Consider the following 17112-nt stretch of genomic DNA (forward strand, 5'->3'; position numbering starts at 1 on the left):
CAATCATCAAATGCCATTCATTTTGGATTTTTAATGTTTTTTAGGCAACAGAAAATTGAGTGCGGTCTTTTAAATCAGATGTGATACGATAGAATAAGCTATGATACTTTTTTTATAAAGAGGATATTCAAAAAGGGAATGTTGTGATTACTTCTTTTCTGTCGCGGGCACTCAACAGCATCAAATATCCGTATACATTTCCAAATTAGTGAAGTTCTTGTGTTGATAAAACTTATTGAAAAGACTGGAGGGAAAAGGATGGAGGAAAATAAGTGCATTGCCAATCGAATCATCGTTATTGGCTGTCCCGGCGCAGGTAAATCAACATTATCCGCTCAAATTGCTCAAATAAGAGACATCCCCTTGGTACATTTAGACAGCATTCAATGGATCGACGATGATACCACTGCCTCTAAAGCTGCTTTTAACACCAAACTAAATGAAGAAATCAGAAAAGACAAATGGGTCATTGATGGAAATTATACCAGAACGCTGGAATTGCGGATGAAGCATGCAGATATGGTTATTTGGTTAGATTTCCCCCGCAGTGTTTGTTTATATCGTATCTTCAAACGCTATATAAAAAATAGAGGAAAGAAAAACCCGCATGGGAATCCGGATAGATTAGACCTTTCCTTCCTGCGTTTTGTTTGGAATTATAAGAAAGAAAATAATTCTCAAATAAAGTCATTAAAAGATACATACCAAGGTCGGCTCCGTTTTATTCATATTCGTTCTGCCAGAGACCTCAAGAAATTTATGAGCAATTTAGAAACACAACGATCGTAATGATCTGTATATTATTTGTATTTTTATAAAACGAAACTTCACTCAGTGGGAGTTTTCGTTCTTCTCCCACAGAGTGTTAGTTGAGTGATTCAGGGAGGTAGCGTCCGTTATCTCCCGCCTAAATAAATTTATTTTCACGCTTTATTTTGAGGCGGGAGTTTTACGGACGTTTCTCCGTTATAAATGAACGACTCCACATTAAAAAATAAAAAATCATTCTTAAACGTTCCTTTTTATCTGATGGACAAAAATATTAAAAAGTGACACTCACTAAAAATTTTTAGTGAGTGTCACTTTTTTATTACCGGGCTTTGTTTCAGTCTCTCTCACATTGTAACGCTTTTACCATTATTTCGTTTGATGATTGTTTTCACGAGTTTTATAGACGATTTTACGAATACTATCCATGGATAAATTATAGGTTTGCTCCAATTCCTCGAATGAATAGCCTTCTCTATATAATCGGTATATCTCTTCATTTCTTTCAGCCAGGGCGAGCCGGGATCCATTCGCTTCTCCCCACCCTGCCCGCTGATTCGTTTGCTTCGGAATATAAATAAGTTCTCCCTGAATATATTTCTGGAGCTCCTTCAACAAATGAGGTGGAAGCACCTCTTTTCCATTTTTGTATGACAAGCTGGAACATCCTTTCTATCAAGATGTATGGGACGAGCATGCATTATTTTCTCATTCATCATTAAAACTCCTTTCATTTTAGTATTATTTTCGTAAGCCTTTTCACTTTTAGTATACAATAGTTTAGGAAAGAAAAGGAGACCGCAATATAAATGCGGCCCCGTTTTTTATGATTTCCGCTATGCGGAAATCACCTCATATTTTGTGATCAATTTAAATCAGCCTCCTTTCCGATATTCTATCGGTCCGACATCCTTATTAACTCATATATTCCCCTTTTTGCACAAGGGGGAAAACGATTATAATTATTTTTTACCTCTTTCTTCAATTCATCATTCCCTGATTTAGGCAGCCCGCTATCCGCATGTATATCCCATGCAAAGTAATAATCTGCTACACTATAAGTAAAGATAAATTTCTGATTAGCAGTGCTTTAAAATGGGTAAACAAAATAAAATCATTCACAAAGACTGCATTATAATGAATAGAGGGAGCGATGGACACAAATGAATAAGTGGATGAAGATACTTGCTGCCTTTACGATGGCAATCTCAATGAACATGTTACTTACACTCACAGCATTTGCTGAAAACCAAATGAGCGATTTACATATTGAAGTAGAGTTGCAGGAGGATGGCTCCGGTATTGTGACTGAACATCGTCAAATGGATATGGACGAAGGTACGGAGCTTTTCATCAATATGCCCAACCTTGACGGGTCAGAGGTACTGGATTTTTCAGTTGAAGGGTTTACAGAAGAGCCCGATTGGGACGCTGATGATTCACGGGAAGAAAAGGCAGGAAAATATGGAACAGTATCTACAAGTGATGGTGCCGAATTAGTTTGGGGAATTGGTGAATACGGGGGAAATACGTATACAGTGACCTATACATTATCTAATCTTGTACGTAATTTAGAAGACGGTCAGGCCATGCTCTGGAACTTCGATACCTTTTCCGATATTCCTGCGCAAAATTTAACAGTTGAAGTCTCTGGATTTCAACCATTTACACAGGAAAATGTTAATTTCTGGGGATTTGGCTTTGATGGAGATATACAGCTGGAAGGCGATCGTATTGTATGGGAGTCAAATGGGGAAGCCGATGGAGATGTAATTGTTTTAACGCAATTTCCGGCTGATTTCTTCCAAGCTGAACGAACAGTAGACATGACGTTATCTGAGCAGCAAGAAGAAGCAATGGATGGGTCCACTTATAATTCAAGTGACAATTCTACGCTAGTTGTTATCATTGTTAGCGCAATCGCTGGTTTTTCTTTATTAATCGGTATCGGAACCTTCTTCTTTGTCCGTAAAACAAATCAAGTAAAAAGAGAAGCCGGCGCGATGAAACCTATCCATAAACGGATAGCGGAAAATAAAGGCAAAACGTATGCAGCCGTGCCTTTCGATGGAGAAGACTATGCAGGTTTAAGTGCCCTTTTAACGCAGATGAACCTTGGATATTTTGAAGATATCTTCCAAGCTTATCTGCTAAAATGGTCTGTGAATGAGAACATCTCAATGGAAGCAGAAGAAGAAAGTAAGGTTTTTGGAAAAAAATATCGCACGACGCTTACCATCAACGATATTGAAAATGAACGGAATAAACATCCGTTAACCTTTAGTGAGCTTACGAAACAAATAGAAGATGAATCCTATGAGGGAACGTATGAAATGGCGCTGTGGACCATGCTCTTGGATGCTGCAGACAGGAATGGCGTCATAACAGATAATGCCATCCAGAAATGGGGTAAACAGCATGCGAAGGAAGTCAGTACATTTGCCGATTATCTCAAGGACTATTCCGAAGCCTATCTAGATCAGCAAGGATTGTTCTCTTTTGAAGAAATAAAGGTGTTTGGGTTTTTACAATCTATTACGATACCAAGTAAAGAGGGAGAAAAACTAGCAGATCGTTTGATTCAGTTTGATAATTATTTGAAAGGATCAGATATCAATCAATTTTCAAATGCTTCCAAGCCGCTTTCCTTGAAAGATATGATGCTATGGAGTGCTTTACTTGGTAAAAGCGATAAATTCTCTAAAAAATTAGAGAGCTTAGTCCCTGAAGATAGATATGACAAGGACTTGGTATACCTGCAATTCTGGTATGGAACTTACTACACCCGTGCAAGCTGGACCGCCGGGCTAGCCAGCGGCGGATTTCATTCCAGCACTTCAGCTGCTACTGCAGCAGGCGGCAGCGGGGGCGCTACCGGCGTCGGTGGCGGCGCCGGAGCTGGCGGAGGTGGAGGCGGCGGTGCTCGCTAAGTAAAATCTCTCAAGCTCCCTTAAAAATAAACTTGTTGTATCTGTCATCATAAGAAAAGCTCAAATTACTGTTTGATATTTGAGCTTTTCTTGCTTTTAGCCCCCTCCTTTCTACTTTGCATTTTCTTTATCCACCCTGTCCGATTTTCTATAAAGAGAAGTTATTAAGAAATTTCACTAGCCTTTCATTTACATAATCAGACCCACGCCCGAGCCAAATTAAGTGTCCCCACGTATCAAGTAAACATAATTCCGAATCTCGAATTTGTTGATCAGCATAATAAGCATGTTCCAATGGAACAGAACCATCATTTTTGCTATGCATAATAAGCGTTGGACAAGAAATAGACTGCAGATTTTTAGAGGTAATTTCCTTTGTTTGGGATAAATCTATTAAAAATCCATAACCTGATCGTTGGCGTTTATTCATTCTCTGGATTTCATCAATATCTTTGTCCAACAGGTTGTCTTTTATTTCTTTATATGAAAGAGTGCTAAAGGCAGGAGTCATCTGCTTAAACGTAAATTTTGGAAAAATATTGCTCATGCCTGAAGCGAGTTTCCATGTCATTTTTTCCACAGCAGGATGGAATAAAACCTGTCCTGCCTTATATATTTTATCTTCAGGTGTCAGCCACTCTTTCGTAACAGCGCTTTGTAAGGTTAATGTTTTAACTCGATCAGGATAGTGAGATGCAAAATAAATGCCGCTTGGACCACCAGCGGAGATAGTAAGCAGATGTACTTTATCAATTTTTAAATAATTTAACAGTTTTATATAATAATCACTGGCTTTGGACAAATTTTCTCCAATTGCTTTTGACGTCTTTCCATATCCTGCTCTTGATGGTGTAATTAGCATGAACCCGCTCTTAACCAGCGGCTCGTACCCAAATTCCTCATAGCAGTTAGAATGCCCGCCATGCATTACGAGAATTGGCGTGCCCTCCTTTCCAGTAATTGAATATTCGATTGTTTGACCATCTACAAAATAGGTTCCTAGAATTCTTTCCATTATTCTCTTCCACCTTTTCACGAACTACTTTTACCGCTTCATTTTTCATAAAAATAAATCTTCCGTTAGATATATTCTAAAACAGCTTTGTTTCAACCAATCATAACAGAAACGAATGAAACCCGGGAGGATTCTAATAGTTTTTCTAAATAAAGTTTGATTCAATGGGAATATTTTTTAAGCTTTTGCACGATTATGCTGTTTTATTCCTTGTATGTGTATGAGATAGAAGTTAAAAAAAGGTGGTTGAGTAAAAAGGAAGCCCTTTCCATTGATTTAGGAATAGACAACTTTGCCGCTTGTATCGACACATTAGGAAATGCTTTTATCATTGATGGCAAACGGATAAAATCAGTAAATCGATGGTATAACAAAGAAAATGCACGCTTAGGTTCCATCAAAGACAAGCAAAAAGGAATCCAGTTAACCACCCGACAAATTCGTATACTTCAGAAACGCAAGCCTATTTTACACGATTATTTAAATAAAACAGTCTCCCACATGATTCAGCATTGTCTGGAACATGGAATCGGTAAAATAGTTGTTGATCATAACGAGGGCTGGAAAAACAAAAGAAACATGAGAAAACGAGCTAATCAACGTTTTGTACAAATTCCACACAGCTTATGGATGAGAAAGATGGGATCTATGTGTGACCGTTATGATATAGTGTTCATGAAGCAAGAAGAGTCTTATACATCAAAGGCAAGCTTTCTTGATGATGATCCCGTTCCCTGTATATACAGCAACGAATCATAAAGAGCTTATTTTTAGCGGTAAACACATCTACCGTGGTCTCTATCAAACCAAATCAAACCGTTTGATCAACGCAGACATCAATGGTGCAGCGAACATCTTACGTAAATGTACCCATACATCCGCATTAGCGGGCAAGGTGGTTAGGGGGCTTTTGGCGGTCCCAGTGAGAATTAGGTTGACTTAAATTTTTGTCAATTGAAACTTGCAGAATCTCGTTATTTTAATGACGAGTTGTTCAAAGGCGGTTTTGTATTATTTGCATTGGGCGTTTGGGTTATCGTCGATTTATTTTTAATTCCTGGCATAATTAAACCAAACCATAATCAAATCGAAGTAGAAGTAACTCGAGACTTGGAAAATCAAAAAGTTCAAAGTCAATAAAATACATAGGCAAAGCTCAGATACATTTGGGCTTTGCCTTTTCTAATACGTCATATATGTCACATCAGTTTTCCATTTTGAACGAAGCCATCATTCCACCAGCTTATTCTGAAAAGCATAAATCACAGCCTGCGTCCGGTCTTGCACTTCTAATTTCCCTAAAATGTTGCTGACATGAACCTTCACTGTTTTTAACGCGATAAATAATTCATCCGCAATTTCCTGATTTGCTTTCCCTTTCGCCATTAGTAATAATATTTCCTGCTCCCGTTCTGTTAACTGCTCATGTAAAGCAGTTTCCTCCTTCGTCCGCATACGATTCATAATTTTCCCGGTCACTTCTGGTTCCAGAATGGATTGCCCTTCGTAGGTGGCACGAATTGCTTTGGCAATTTCACTGGCTTTGGATGTTTTCAGCATATAGCTCGTAGCTCCCGCTTCCAATGCAGGATACACTTTCTCATCATCTAAAAAGCTGGTAACGATAATAATCTTCGCTTCCGGCCAGGATGCAATAATTTTCTTTGTTGCTTCAATCCCATCCATTTCTTTCATCACAAGATCCATTAAGATAATATCCGGGCGGAGCTCTAACGCCAAGTCAATAGCTTGTGCACCGTCATCCGCTTCTGCAACTACATCAATATCCGGCTGTGAAGAAAGATAGGCGGATACACCGATTCGTACCATCTCGTGATCATCGACAAATAAAACGTTAATCATCAGACGGATCCTCCTTTCTTACAATGGGTACTTTTACTTCTAAGCGCGTGCCTTCATTCGGAAGACTGATAATTTTCAATGTGCCGCCAACCTCATAAGCACGTTCACGCATATTCTGCATGCCATAAGAACTTGTTTTGACAGCTTCTGTCTCAAAGCCAACCCCGTCGTCCACCACACGCATGATAATATTTTCATCTCGTTCCAGTAATAAAATATGCAGATTTGCAGCCTTTGCATGACGTAATGTGTTCGAAATAGATTCCTGAAAAATGCGGAAAAGCTGGTCCTCCACTCCTTTATCTACGTGAAAATCTTCTATTTTAGCATCAATTTCTAACGGTACTTTTTGCGTCAGTTCTTTTAAAAGTCCTTCCACACCTTCCTGCAAGGACTTGCCCTTTAAAGCTACCGGACGTAAATGTAAGAGAAGGGCCCGCATCTCCATCTGTGATTGGTGAATCATATTTTCCACCATATTCAACTGTTTCTTTAAAGTCGGATCCTCTGGCGGCCCTGACTCATTAACTGCAGACATCAGCATCGAAGCCGCAAACAGCTGCTGGCTGACAGAATCATGCAATTCCCGAGCTAAGCGATTTCTTTCCTGTTCCACTACTTCCTGCAGGCTTTGTTCCCGTTCATTGGCTCTTTCCGTCGCAATTTTTTGAGCGTGTTCTGCCTGTATCCGCAGCTTTTCCTGAACTTGATTCATTTGTGCAGAAATAGCTTCCAATTCTTTCGGCATATCCTCCGTCTCCGAAGGTTTTTCTCCTTTCACAATCCCTGCCAGCATTTTTTCTACTTTTTTTAAATTCCCCTTCCAATACCAGCCGATAATCGCGCCGATAATGGACCCGAATGTTATGACAAATGCTAGAATCGTTAGAAGAAAAGATACATCTCCAATCCGGACTTCCCATAGTGCACTCCATCCTGCTTCTTCATGAATGGAGAAAGTAACAAAGGTCGCGACAACCGCAGCAACAGCCAGAACAATACTGCAAGCAATCGATAAAAGGACAAAACGTATAATGGTATTCATATGCGTTTCACCTCAATGTCTCCGGAAAATAAAGAAGTAACAATCTTCACTCTTTGCTGTGCTGTACTATAATTTTTCGTTTCATAATGAAGCGATTTGTTCATCAGCCGTCCGTGGTATTCTCCAAAAATAGATGCTCTGCCCAATATGGAACTATGATGAATACTCACATCCACTTCATAAGGTACATAAATCTCAATATTGCCTACGAGATGCCGGATAGAGATAATTGCTGTATCATACGGCAACACCGTATTACTTAAATCAATGATACGATCTCCGTAAATCCCATGCATGTTGACGTCTTTCCATTGATAAGATGTTTCCTCTGTCCGAAAGTCATCAAAAAAGCGTTCATCAAATAAATTATCCACTTGAATAAGCGGATCTTCCTCTTTTAAACCCGATTTATTAGGCAGTCCGGGTTTCTCTTTGCTAGGCTCCTTCGTTGATTTGATATAGTTTAAAATAAAAATAACAATGACGGCAACAATTAAAAATCGCACTGCAAGTAAATTAAAAACGTTTAAAATGAAGGATATGGCAGCAATTGCAAACACGATTTTCCAGCCCAGTGAATGCAGTCTTTTCCAGCTAAAGTATACAAAGAAACCGGAGATCAATGCCGATATCAGTGATCCGCCATGAAAAAAGACGATTTCAAAAATGAGAAGAATGGCAACGGTAATGCCTATCCAATTTAAATTTCTCGTGCTGAGCTGTTTAAACATCCTGCCATTCTCCTTTCGTTTATTTTATGTAAAATATACAGGCGAGGGATCTCCTTCGCCTGTATAAGTATACCATGATTTTTCAATTCCTAGCTATCGTTTCTCGTTTATTTCCTTTTCATCTAGCTTATTTTCAATGGCTGCGATTTTATTATCAAAGGTGCTTTGGTAGTAAGAGCTGTTGACTCTGTACTCCAGATTTTCGATATATTGTTCCATCTCTTCAAATTTAGAAAATGGCTTTTCGGGCGATTCATCTACGACGCGATTAATTTGGTGATTTGCTTTGGCAATGTTTTCACGCCCCATTAACTCCATACGGCGAAGATGCATATCCTTCAGGCGATGTTTCATTTCTTCGTATTTCTGCTCCAGATTTTCAAGCTGCGTGATTGCTTCTTCTCTGGATGCTTTCATACGCTCGGCACGGTTTTTATACTCTTCATGCTCTTTTAAAGCGAATTCGTGCATCTCTTCTTCCTGCGCTCGCTCTGCAATTTGTGCTTGTTTTAAGCGCTTATCAGCAAGATCCTGGGCTTTCATATATTCCCGTGCAAACTCTTCTTTTAATTTATATTGACGGTCAATCAGCTTCCTTACTTTTTCTTTTTCCTGTTCACTTTGGCGCAGGTAATGATTAAGTGCTGCAATCGGGTTTTTTTGTTCCTTCTTATCCATCATTGTGTGTAAATCTGCGGAAATAGAATCCTTCATTCGTGTAAAAATATTGGTTGACATAATCAATCTCTCCTTTGAATGTTATTCATTTTATTTATTTAACTCTGCCCACTGTTTTTCAAAATTGGTAAATGGATCATCATCTTCTTTCATTTCGTGGACAACAGAGCTTTCCGGTGTATTCCAGTTCTTATAGATTAGGTAAAGGGCATAAGCTGCTGCAACGCCTAAAACAGCATAAATATTAGAGAATGTGATGCTTACAACAATCAATCCTAAAATCGTCCACCCTACTTTGGCAGCGATGGAATCTGCACTGATGAATTTTTTAAAGCATATATAGAGCAGCCATACGCTTAATGCCAGTAATATCATCGGCCCGAGGTTAGCAAGAAGTATCAGTAATGCGACCAATCCGCCGATAAACAACATGAATTTTTTCATTCCGTTTTCCTCCTTTTGTTATTGTACCTTTATCTTACCGGGTATTTTGTTTTCTCGTAATGAGCCTGAGCTATATCTTTGTCTAAGCCTTCAGGTCTATACACTTCTAATCCTTCTAAGTAATGCTTTAACAAACCATCAAATAACAGATGTTACATACAAAAAGTGGAATGATACCTCTAGATGAGATACCATTCCACTTCGATTTTATCTATTTTGTTTTAAATATAAGTCCCTTATCCTCTAACGCCTTCATTAAAGCCGGCATAGATGCTGGACCAATACCATGCAAAGCTAATATTTCTTTCTTGGTACAGTCTGCCAGCTTTTCTTCTGTTGTAATACCTTCATGAATAAGCGCTCTTCTTGCTGGAGCGGAAAGCGTCGACAGAAAACCGCTCTCTGGTTTATTTTCTTTGTCGCAAGTCGGGCAGCTATCACAGTCTGAACTTTTAAAGAAAACATGTCCATTCTTACATACTTTTCTTTGTTTTTGGCGGCTCATCAGATTTCCTCATTTCTTCATTCCGTATTTTAAAGAATAAACCTCGAACTTAATTAGTTCACATAATATAATTATAGTTACTTAAAGATATTTCTCCATAATTATTTCTCCCTCCGGATCATTTTCTCCTGTCCGGACGAAACCATTTTTTTTATATAATTGTTCCGCTTGATCGTTACCCGGAACAAAGCTTAATCGTATGATTTGTACATCATAATGTTCGTTGATGTATGCTTCAATTAATGGGATGAACTGATTGGCATAGCCTTTTCCTTGAAAGTGATAATCAATCATAAACCGATCAAACCAGATACTCTTTTTTTCATCAAAATAAAAACCGACCATGGCATAGCCGACTGGCTTATCACCTGCGTAAAGTCCAAGTGAAGTAGTCAACGCTTCAATAAAACTTTCTGCTAAACAAAAAGGGATGCTCTCTATAAACTCTTTTTGGTTTTCCGCTGGTTCCAACGCTGCGATTTCTCTCCAATTTTCTTTATTCACTTCTTTTATATAGGTAGACATTGATTTGCACCGCTCTTTCTTTATTTATTCTTTTATTAGCGCTTAAATGAAAACTTCATTATCAAAATCCCCTAGTACGATGATGTGAAATCAGCACTAGGGGAATACGTCTTGATTGTTATTCAGTTAATCTTTCTCGAACTTCCTCACGAAAATCTTTCTCATTGATTAATTTATCCGTTAAAGCCTGGACCTGCATCGTAACAGTCTCCAGTTCGGATAAATGGAGATCATTTGTAAATAAAACCATCTCCAGCCGGTTCCCATCAGCATCTTCTGCGTATACAGCCTGATTCAAAACAAAAGCAGTACTTCCGCCTTTTTGCGCGGAACGCACAATCGATTCATTATCTAAATCCGTGTTGAAAATCGCATCCAATTCCTCATAAAATGCTTCGGAGTAAAGCTCCTTTTTATTCAGCATTGCCATGATGTGATGATAGTCTTCCGCTGTCGCATGCGTCAGGCGATCCGACCAAACCTTTTGAATCGGCATATCCAGTAAAGCACTTGCTTCTTCTTTTTCCTCGTCCGTCCAGGGTTCTTCCTGCCATTCTTCAAAAAGATCGACGGCTATTTGCCGGTAAGCATAATCATCTAAATCATGTAATGCTGCTTCCAGCTCATCTTCTTCCAAATGATTCTCTTCCATTATTCTTTGAGGAATCGCAATACTTGCTGTTAACGGATAAATAGGCTCATGATGGTTCAAATCCAGTTCTTCTATCCGATTATTTACTTCTTCTAATCCCAGTCTTTCTATTAAATAATCGGTATTGGCATTGGAGCTGAAATCCATCATTCCCTGTGCAATTTGTTCCAGAGAAACATCGCCTTCCTCATCTTCTAATGTCCTTTTCCATGCATCATGTGCTCCGCCGTCTGTGTTCGGGAAATAATACTTGTCTACTTCCTCCATAGCTATCATTTCAGAAGGATCAATATCTCCTTCTTCTGCTTGGCCGGCGAATTCAATCGCAATGATTATTTTAACAACACTGGCAAGCGGCATGGCTAATTCCGTATTGACTTTTGCTATTGGTTCTTCATTCCAAGTCGCTAAAAAGGCAACCCGATCTGAATCTTGATTTTCTTTTATAAATTCCTGCAACATTCCCGTTGTGGGATCTGGATTTTCTTCGGAGTCATTTTTTTGTCCCGCATCGTTTTCATTATCTTCGTTCTCTTCCTCATTATCACTGGAACAAGCAACGAAAAGGAGAATGAAACTCAAAAGCACTAGCGCATACGTCCTTTTCACGATAGACCGCCTTTCCGGTTAATTTCCAGCTACATCTCTTTTCTTGAAAGTCAGCCATCCTATTACCATGAATATCACATAGTAAACAATAAGTACGGTAATCGAAAAGCCCAAGGATGTTCCTTCAATTATTGGAGATCCTTCAAAAATACTCTGCAAGTTAAGATGCGCAGTTAATAAATATTTACTAATTTCATATTGACTCACCAGCATCGTAAGCATTGGTGCAGCAACGAATATAACGATACTTACTGCAATGGCCATGGCACTGCCTTTGAATAAAATTGCAATCATGAAAGATAAAGTTGCCACGACAATTAATGAAATAAGGCTGAACAGAATGTCCATTCCAATAGAAGTCATGATCGAAACTTCTGTATACCCTGATCCCATATTATCTACAATGGTTGGATTCCAAGAATCAACACCGAAAAAGAGAAGTCCGATAATCATAGATAAAATAATCGTATAAAGAATTAATACCAGTGCAAAAAGGAAAACCGTAATGTATTTTGAAGTTAAAATGGTTCCTCTTCCAGCCGGGCGAATCAGTAGTAATTTAATCGTTTCCCATTTAAATTCATTGGAAATAATTTTAGCGGCTACAACAATAATAAAAATGGTAATGAAGCTGGTCAAAGAGATATTTTCTGCCACAAAGGCCCACATATCATAAGCGGGAACCTCTAATCCCATGGATTGATATGCCTGCATTAAATCTGCTTGAAAGGTTTCATCAACCATCAAGCTTGGGTTCACAACAAAGTTGGTAACCATGCCCATTCCAATCAGGAGTAATCCTATAATAATATACATTGCCCAGGTGGATTTATAATGGTGTAATTTGATAAATTCGTTTTTTACTAGCTGAACCAGATTACTCAATGACATTCTCTCCAATCAAATCGAAAAATTTATCTTCTAGCGTGCCTTTCGCAGCCTGAACCTCATACACATTAATATGATGGTTTAATAATTCTTTCAGAACAATTGGTATTTGTTCCCGTTTCACAGTTGTTTTCAGGGTGGATTCATCTGTTATCTCGACATGGAATGTTTCTCCTTCCATGCTGTCCAAATGCGCTTTGGCCGCCTGCGCATTGCTGAGAGTAATCGTATACTCTAATACATCATCTTCCTCCGTCTGCCTGTTCTTCTCCACATCTTCAACGGCAATTAAAGCACCATTTTTGATAACGCCAATCCGGTCACACATTAATTCAATTTCAGACAATAAATGACTGGACACAATGACACTGACATTCTCTTCTTCTGCCAATGTCCGGATATATTGACGAATTTCCTTCATTCCGGATGGATCGAGTCCATTGGTCGGCTCATCTAAAATAAGAATGGATGGTTTATGTAACAAAGCTTGTGCAATGCCTAACCGTTGTCGCATTCCCAGAGAGTACCCGCCTGCTTTTTGATCGACGACCTTTTCCAGTCCGACTAAGCGGACAACCTCCTCTATCCGTTCTTTGGTTGTTCCCGGAATCATGCGGGCAAATTGTTCCAAATTCTTTCTTCCTGTTAAAAAAGGGTACATTTCCGGATTCTCTACAATGGCGCCCACTTCTCGAATCGCTTCCTTATAATCTGTTTGAATGCTCTTGCCAACAATCTGAATGTCACCTTCTGTTAACTTCATCAAGCCAACCATCATCCGGATCGTTGTTGTTTTACCGGCCCCATTCGGCCCGACAAAACCGAAGACTTCCCCTTTTTTTATTTGAAAGTTGACGTCTTTAATAATTTCTTTGTTTTTAATGCGTTTACTGACATTTGTTAGTTCCATTGCAATCTCTGTCAATGTAAGACCTCCTCATCCATTTTTTTCTTCTTATTCAAGTTATACCAAGTTATACGAAAGAATAAATTAAAAGTTTCATATTCATCTTTATTTTTATTGCCATACAACTGCCTGTACAATTCCCGTTTCCAAAAAAGAAAAAACGTCAAGATGTGAAACAGGATGATTACAGGGATTGTGATGTTCTAGTTGATTTTTAAGAAAACCATCTCATGCTCCCCAATTCTCCATTAAAAAATGTGTTAGCTCCTATTAGGTTTGTCTAATCTCTTTTTTCTTTCTTGCGTATATTGAATGAGAAAGGAGGGATAAGCTATGTGCGGTCATCACTCATCTAAAGAAAAATGTAAAGACCCTTGTCGCAACACCAGCCGTCGAGGAGGCGACTATCGTCAAAAAGATTATAAATCTTATCATTGTGACAGCGGATATGAAAAACGTTGCGGATGCAAAAACAAACATGAAAAACATTGTCACTGCAAGGATAATCACAACAACAACCATCATCACAAATGCTGCGAATCAAATCATCATGGTAACAAACAGTGTCATAAAAATAAAAGGAGATTCTGCCACTGTTGTCACAACTTCTATTAATTAGAATGAATAGAAAACGAATCCTTCCCTTGTAAAAAACACCCGCAAACTGTCAGATTTTATTTTCTGACTGCTTGCGGGCGCTTGAAAACGCATTATTGATAAAAATTTTCCGTGAAAAACGGCTGATCACTTTCGTTAAAGTCAACGCCTATACCTAAATGACTAAACGTATCTTGTAATATATTCTCCCGGTGCCCCTCTGAATTCATTAACCCCTGATGGGCAAAAACACTGCTGAATTGACCATATGCAAGATTCTCACCGGCACTTAAGAAGGAAATATCGTCTTCCTGCATTCGGTCAAAGGGTGATTGTCCATCTAAGTTCGTATGACTGAAAAATTGATTGGCAGCCATATCCGTGCTGTGTTTTCTCGCTGTTTCCCGCACATCTTCATCCCATTCCAAAATAGACAAATTATGATTCACGCGAGTGGCATTGGTCAGGTCAAATAATTGATACTCCAGCCCTTCTTTCAACTCTTCACTACCAGGCGTATAAAGGGTACTTTTGGCAGATTCTAAATCCTCATCTATCAACTGTATTGCTGTGACTTCCTCTGATTCATGCAAATCATAGAAGATAGTTGCATACGTTCCATCCATATGATATATATCATATTCCCCTTCACTTTCAATGTTATAATTAAACCAGCCGTTCTGAATCATTTCTTCCGGCTCACCTAATGTCTCATTGACAAACGACTTAGTATCACCTAATGCAATATCATCCTGAGAGGACAGTAAATCCTGATTGGTAAAAAGTCCACGCACAACCTCCTGCTCATCATACGCTACCATCATAAAGTTTTGATAGTTTTCATGATAAGTGGACCACTCGACACCATACTCATTTTGGCTCCGGCGTTCCGGTTCGCCATACGTATTTTCCACCTGTTCTCTCGTATCTCCAATTTCCACATTGCCGACAGAAAAAGACTGTTCTTCCGGATTAGTGAGTTCCGGTGTTTCTACTTGTTCATACTCTGTGCTTGTATCTGAACCAGTTATGGAATCGATCACAGACGATGCCTGATCTGCTATTTGTCGAAAATAAAAGTCATTATCGATTGCATCCGTCACAAAGTCACTTGCAGAAGAAAGCGTATCATTGACAGCATCAGGAACTAGATCACGAACCGAATCTTCCCATAATGGTTTTGTCCAAACAGCTAATAATATAATAAACAGCAAAAATAATAATTGCTTGAAAATTGCTATCCCAACCTTTTTTGTCTCTTTGATGCAGCAAACGGGTCTTTCACAGCTGCTGTTCCATTATTTACCAAATCAGCCGCCGCTACTCCTTCCATCATCAGTTAACGTACTGATATATGTAAATTATACTATGTTTGAAACACTTTCAACAAATTTGAGCAATTTTTCTTTAAAAAAGTAACTGTCTTTCCATACATTTGTGGACTAGGATAGAAAGTAAAGTGTAAGGCACCGCTGCGGCGGAGGGCTTGGCCGGAGCGGCTGCTATACACCATATCCTGTTCCAAAAATAGAAGGATGATTTAATTAATAGCAAGGACGATAATAGAAATCATGTTCACCCTAGAACACCAAGGGTTATATACTTATTCTTAGATGCGCAAGTTGAGTTCCTTACATAATAGATCCGAACCAAACAGCTAGGAAGGTACCTAAATAATTTCCTAGAATATACCCCAGTGTTCCGACGATTAATATTGGTCCAACCAGCTGCTTCCAGCCTTTTGCAATGGCAAAAGCAGCTGCAGTAGTCGGTCCGCCGATATTTGCGTTGCTTGCTAAAAGAATTTCCTCTAAGCTCATCTTGAATAATTTCCCAAAAACAAGAGACAACAATAAATTAATCACAACAATTATAAATGCAAATAACAATAATAACGGTGCTGTTTGAATAATTAAAGGAATGGAAGCAGGTATTCCAATAACGACGAAAAAGATATGGATCAGATACGTACCAATTTCCTGACTTCCGTTTAACCCGGAAAAATAATTGGGAAATACAGCCAGCGCTATAAATGTCAGTGTTGTCAGAACCAGATACTGATCTCCAATGATACCGCTCAATAAATTATTGAAAAAAGAAGCATTGTCTCCGCTCGGTATAATAGCCGCAAAGAATTCCGCAATTTTCAACGAAACAATAACCAAAAGAAAAGCAGTTCCAATAGAGAGCGCCATATCCTTCAAAGAAATTTCTTTTCTCTTCCAGAAACTTTCCGCTAATGTCTTATCGTCATCCGACTGACTTTGCTCGACTTGTTCCACATGCGGTGCAGGATACCATTTACGGATAAGGTGTATAGCTGGTATCATCATCAGAATAATAAATAATAATGCCATCATTAGATTATCGGCGACCACAGCTGAAGAGATAATGGCTTCAGGAGTATCAAATTTAGCTGACATCGCCGCAAAATTCACTCCGCCACCAGTATATGTAGCACTGAAAATACCGCTCAATTGGTCTAAAAACGGAATATGATTCCGCAATGTAAAGAACGCAACAATCGTTCCAGCTACCGTACCAATCGAACTCAGCAGAAAAATAAGCAATAATCTGCTGCTTTCTTTCCATATTTTTTTAATATTTACGTGAAATAATAAAAGCGGTATCGCCAATGGAACAATCACAGACCAGACCGCATCATATACTGGTGATTCTAACGGAATTACACCCGTATTAGATAAAATCATAGCACCGACTAACGCAATAATTGCTCCAGTAACTTTAGACGCCCAACTGTAACGCTGTTCCAAATAAATACTGACAGATGCCCAAATAATAATAATTCCCCATAGTGTAATACTATCGTCAGCTTGAATGAACGTTTCGCTCATCGATTTCCCTTCCCTTCCCTGTTGTACATGATGTGTATTATATTTTATCATTTCCTCTTACCAAGTTAATAGGTATTGTGGCATGTTTTCAGAAATATCG

18 protein-coding genes are annotated in these 17112 nt (G+C 38.8%); 4 read left to right on the forward strand and 14 right to left on the reverse strand.

The genetic code is table 11. The features are described 5' to 3' along the window. Window positions 1–258 precede the first annotated feature (258 nt). Window positions 259–789 (forward strand): isopentenyl transferase family protein, encoded by a 531-nt coding sequence (locus ACFQ19_RS08950; RefSeq protein WP_379591735.1) that lies wholly within the window; start codon window positions 259–261, stop codon window positions 787–789. A gap of 348 nt (window positions 790–1137) precedes the next feature. Here the strand turns inward: ACFQ19_RS08950 and ACFQ19_RS08955 are convergent, their stop codons facing one another. Next, a complete protein-coding gene (locus ACFQ19_RS08955) occupies window positions 1138–1425 on the reverse strand; it encodes a CD3324 family protein (RefSeq protein ID WP_379591736.1) in 288 nt (95 codons plus the stop codon). Between the two features lie 506 nt (window positions 1426–1931). Between ACFQ19_RS08955 and ACFQ19_RS08960 the strand changes: the two genes are divergently transcribed. Then, window positions 1932–3698, forward strand: a complete 1767-nt coding sequence (locus tag ACFQ19_RS08960) for a DUF2207 domain-containing protein (RefSeq protein ID WP_379591737.1) — start codon at window positions 1932–1934, stop codon at window positions 3696–3698. Between the two features lie 148 nt (window positions 3699–3846). On the opposite strand, the gene ACFQ19_RS08965 is transcribed toward ACFQ19_RS08960, so the two are convergent. Next, window positions 3847–4713 (reverse strand): alpha/beta fold hydrolase, encoded by an 867-nt coding sequence (locus ACFQ19_RS08965; protein WP_379591738.1) that lies wholly within the window; start codon window positions 4711–4713, stop codon window positions 3847–3849. A gap of 195 nt (window positions 4714–4908) precedes the next feature. On the opposite strand from ACFQ19_RS08965, the gene ACFQ19_RS08970 reads away from it, so the two are divergent. Continuing rightward, entirely contained in the window at window positions 4909–5472 is a 564-nt protein-coding gene (locus ACFQ19_RS08970) for a transposase (protein ID WP_379591843.1), read from the forward strand. 471 nt (window positions 5473–5943) lie between these two features. On the opposite strand, the gene ACFQ19_RS08975 is transcribed toward ACFQ19_RS08970, so the two are convergent. The 10 genes from ACFQ19_RS08975 to ACFQ19_RS09020 form a co-directional block, all read right to left on the reverse strand. Further along, window positions 5944–6576, reverse strand: coding sequence for a response regulator (locus tag ACFQ19_RS08975; RefSeq protein ID WP_379591739.1), 633 nt, complete (start codon window positions 6574–6576; stop codon window positions 5944–5946). After that, window positions 6569–7621 carry a sensor histidine kinase gene (locus ACFQ19_RS08980; protein ID WP_379591740.1) on the reverse strand — a complete coding sequence of 351 codons (1053 nt, stop codon included), beginning with the start codon at window positions 7619–7621 and terminating at the stop codon, window positions 6569–6571. The genes ACFQ19_RS08975 and ACFQ19_RS08980 overlap by 8 nt, the downstream gene beginning before the upstream one ends. Further along, window positions 7618–8352 (reverse strand): cell wall-active antibiotics response protein LiaF, encoded by a 735-nt coding sequence (liaF, locus tag ACFQ19_RS08985; protein WP_379591741.1) that lies wholly within the window; start codon window positions 8350–8352, stop codon window positions 7618–7620. Before liaF ends, ACFQ19_RS08980 begins: the two co-directional genes overlap by 4 nt. A gap of 93 nt (window positions 8353–8445) precedes the next feature. Further along, window positions 8446–9090, reverse strand: a complete 645-nt coding sequence (locus tag ACFQ19_RS08990) for a PspA/IM30 family protein (protein ID WP_379591742.1) — start codon at window positions 9088–9090, stop codon at window positions 8446–8448. Between the two features lie 30 nt (window positions 9091–9120). Further along, a complete protein-coding gene (locus ACFQ19_RS08995) occupies window positions 9121–9474 on the reverse strand; it encodes a lmo0954 family membrane protein (RefSeq protein WP_379591743.1) in 354 nt (117 codons plus the stop codon). Between the two features lie 211 nt (window positions 9475–9685). After that, window positions 9686–9979 (reverse strand): RNA polymerase alpha subunit C-terminal domain-containing protein, encoded by a 294-nt coding sequence (locus ACFQ19_RS09000; protein WP_379591744.1) that lies wholly within the window; start codon window positions 9977–9979, stop codon window positions 9686–9688. An 81-nt stretch (window positions 9980–10060) separates the two neighbouring features. Next, window positions 10061–10504, reverse strand: a complete 444-nt coding sequence (locus ACFQ19_RS09005; RefSeq protein WP_379591745.1) for a GNAT family N-acetyltransferase — start codon at window positions 10502–10504, stop codon at window positions 10061–10063. Window positions 10505–10622: 118 nt separating this feature from the next. Further along, on the reverse strand, window positions 10623–11765 hold the full coding sequence (locus ACFQ19_RS09010) for a serine hydrolase (protein WP_379591746.1): 1143 nt from the start codon (window positions 11763–11765) through the stop codon (window positions 10623–10625). Between the two features lie 18 nt (window positions 11766–11783). Further along, window positions 11784–12650: an ABC transporter permease gene (locus tag ACFQ19_RS09015; RefSeq protein ID WP_379591747.1), complete on the reverse strand. Its 867-nt coding sequence runs from the start codon at window positions 12648–12650 to the stop codon at window positions 11784–11786. After that, window positions 12643–13578 carry an ABC transporter ATP-binding protein gene (locus tag ACFQ19_RS09020; RefSeq protein ID WP_379591748.1) on the reverse strand — a complete coding sequence of 312 codons (936 nt, stop codon included), beginning with the start codon at window positions 13576–13578 and terminating at the stop codon, window positions 12643–12645. Before ACFQ19_RS09020 ends, ACFQ19_RS09015 begins: the two co-directional genes overlap by 8 nt. A gap of 460 nt (window positions 13579–14038) precedes the next feature. Here ACFQ19_RS09020 and ACFQ19_RS09025 point away from each other — a divergent pair, with 460 nt between their 5' ends. Beyond that, window positions 14039–14179, forward strand: a complete 141-nt coding sequence (locus tag ACFQ19_RS09025) for a hypothetical protein (protein ID WP_379591749.1) — start codon at window positions 14039–14041, stop codon at window positions 14177–14179. A gap of 91 nt (window positions 14180–14270) precedes the next feature. Here ACFQ19_RS09025 and ACFQ19_RS09030 read toward each other — a convergent pair whose 3' ends face one another. Both ACFQ19_RS09030 and ACFQ19_RS09035 read right to left on the reverse strand, forming a co-directional pair. After that, window positions 14271–15371 carry a CAP domain-containing protein gene (locus ACFQ19_RS09030; protein WP_379591750.1) on the reverse strand — a complete coding sequence of 367 codons (1101 nt, stop codon included), beginning with the start codon at window positions 15369–15371 and terminating at the stop codon, window positions 14271–14273. Window positions 15372–15788: 417 nt separating this feature from the next. Then, window positions 15789–17012, reverse strand: coding sequence for a DUF819 family protein (locus tag ACFQ19_RS09035; RefSeq protein WP_379591751.1), 1224 nt, complete (start codon window positions 17010–17012; stop codon window positions 15789–15791). Window positions 17013–17112 lie beyond the last annotated feature (100 nt).

Source organism: Oceanobacillus locisalsi, assembly GCF_042675985.1.
In the GTDB taxonomy this organism is placed as follows: Bacteria; Bacillota; Bacilli; order Bacillales; family Amphibacillaceae; genus Oceanobacillus; species Oceanobacillus locisalsi.

Bases quoted from the DNA above. Each gene is read 5' to 3' on its own strand.
- ACFQ19_RS08950 (WP_379591735.1), top strand. From the start codon at position 259: ATGGAGGAAAATAAGTGCATTGCCAATCGAATCATCGTTATTGGCTGT.
- ACFQ19_RS08960 (WP_379591737.1), top strand. From the start codon at position 1,932: ATGAATAAGTGGATGAAGATACTTGCTGCCTTTACGATGGCAATCTCA.
- ACFQ19_RS08965 (WP_379591738.1), bottom strand. From the start codon at position 4,713: ATGGAAAGAATTCTAGGAACCTATTTTGTAGATGGTCAAACAATCGAA.
- ACFQ19_RS08970 (WP_379591843.1), top strand. From the start codon at position 4,909: ATGCTGTTTTATTCCTTGTATGTGTATGAGATAGAAGTTAAAAAAAGG.
- ACFQ19_RS08975 (WP_379591739.1), bottom strand. From the start codon at position 6,576: ATGATTAACGTTTTATTTGTCGATGATCACGAGATGGTACGAATCGGT.
- ACFQ19_RS08980 (WP_379591740.1), bottom strand. From the start codon at position 7,621: ATGAATACCATTATACGTTTTGTCCTTTTATCGATTGCTTGCAGTATT.
- liaF (WP_379591741.1), bottom strand. From the start codon at position 8,352: ATGTTTAAACAGCTCAGCACGAGAAATTTAAATTGGATAGGCATTACC.
- ACFQ19_RS08990 (WP_379591742.1), bottom strand. From the start codon at position 9,090: ATGTCAACCAATATTTTTACACGAATGAAGGATTCTATTTCCGCAGAT.
- ACFQ19_RS08995 (WP_379591743.1), bottom strand. From the start codon at position 9,474: ATGAAAAAATTCATGTTGTTTATCGGCGGATTGGTCGCATTACTGATA.
- ACFQ19_RS09000 (WP_379591744.1), bottom strand. From the start codon at position 9,979: ATGAGCCGCCAAAAACAAAGAAAAGTATGTAAGAATGGACATGTTTTC.
- ACFQ19_RS09005 (WP_379591745.1), bottom strand. From the start codon at position 10,504: ATGTCTACCTATATAAAAGAAGTGAATAAAGAAAATTGGAGAGAAATC.
- ACFQ19_RS09025 (WP_379591749.1), top strand. From the start codon at position 14,039: ATGAAAAACATTGTCACTGCAAGGATAATCACAACAACAACCATCATC.
- ACFQ19_RS09035 (WP_379591751.1), bottom strand. From the start codon at position 17,012: ATGAGCGAAACGTTCATTCAAGCTGACGATAGTATTACACTATGGGGA.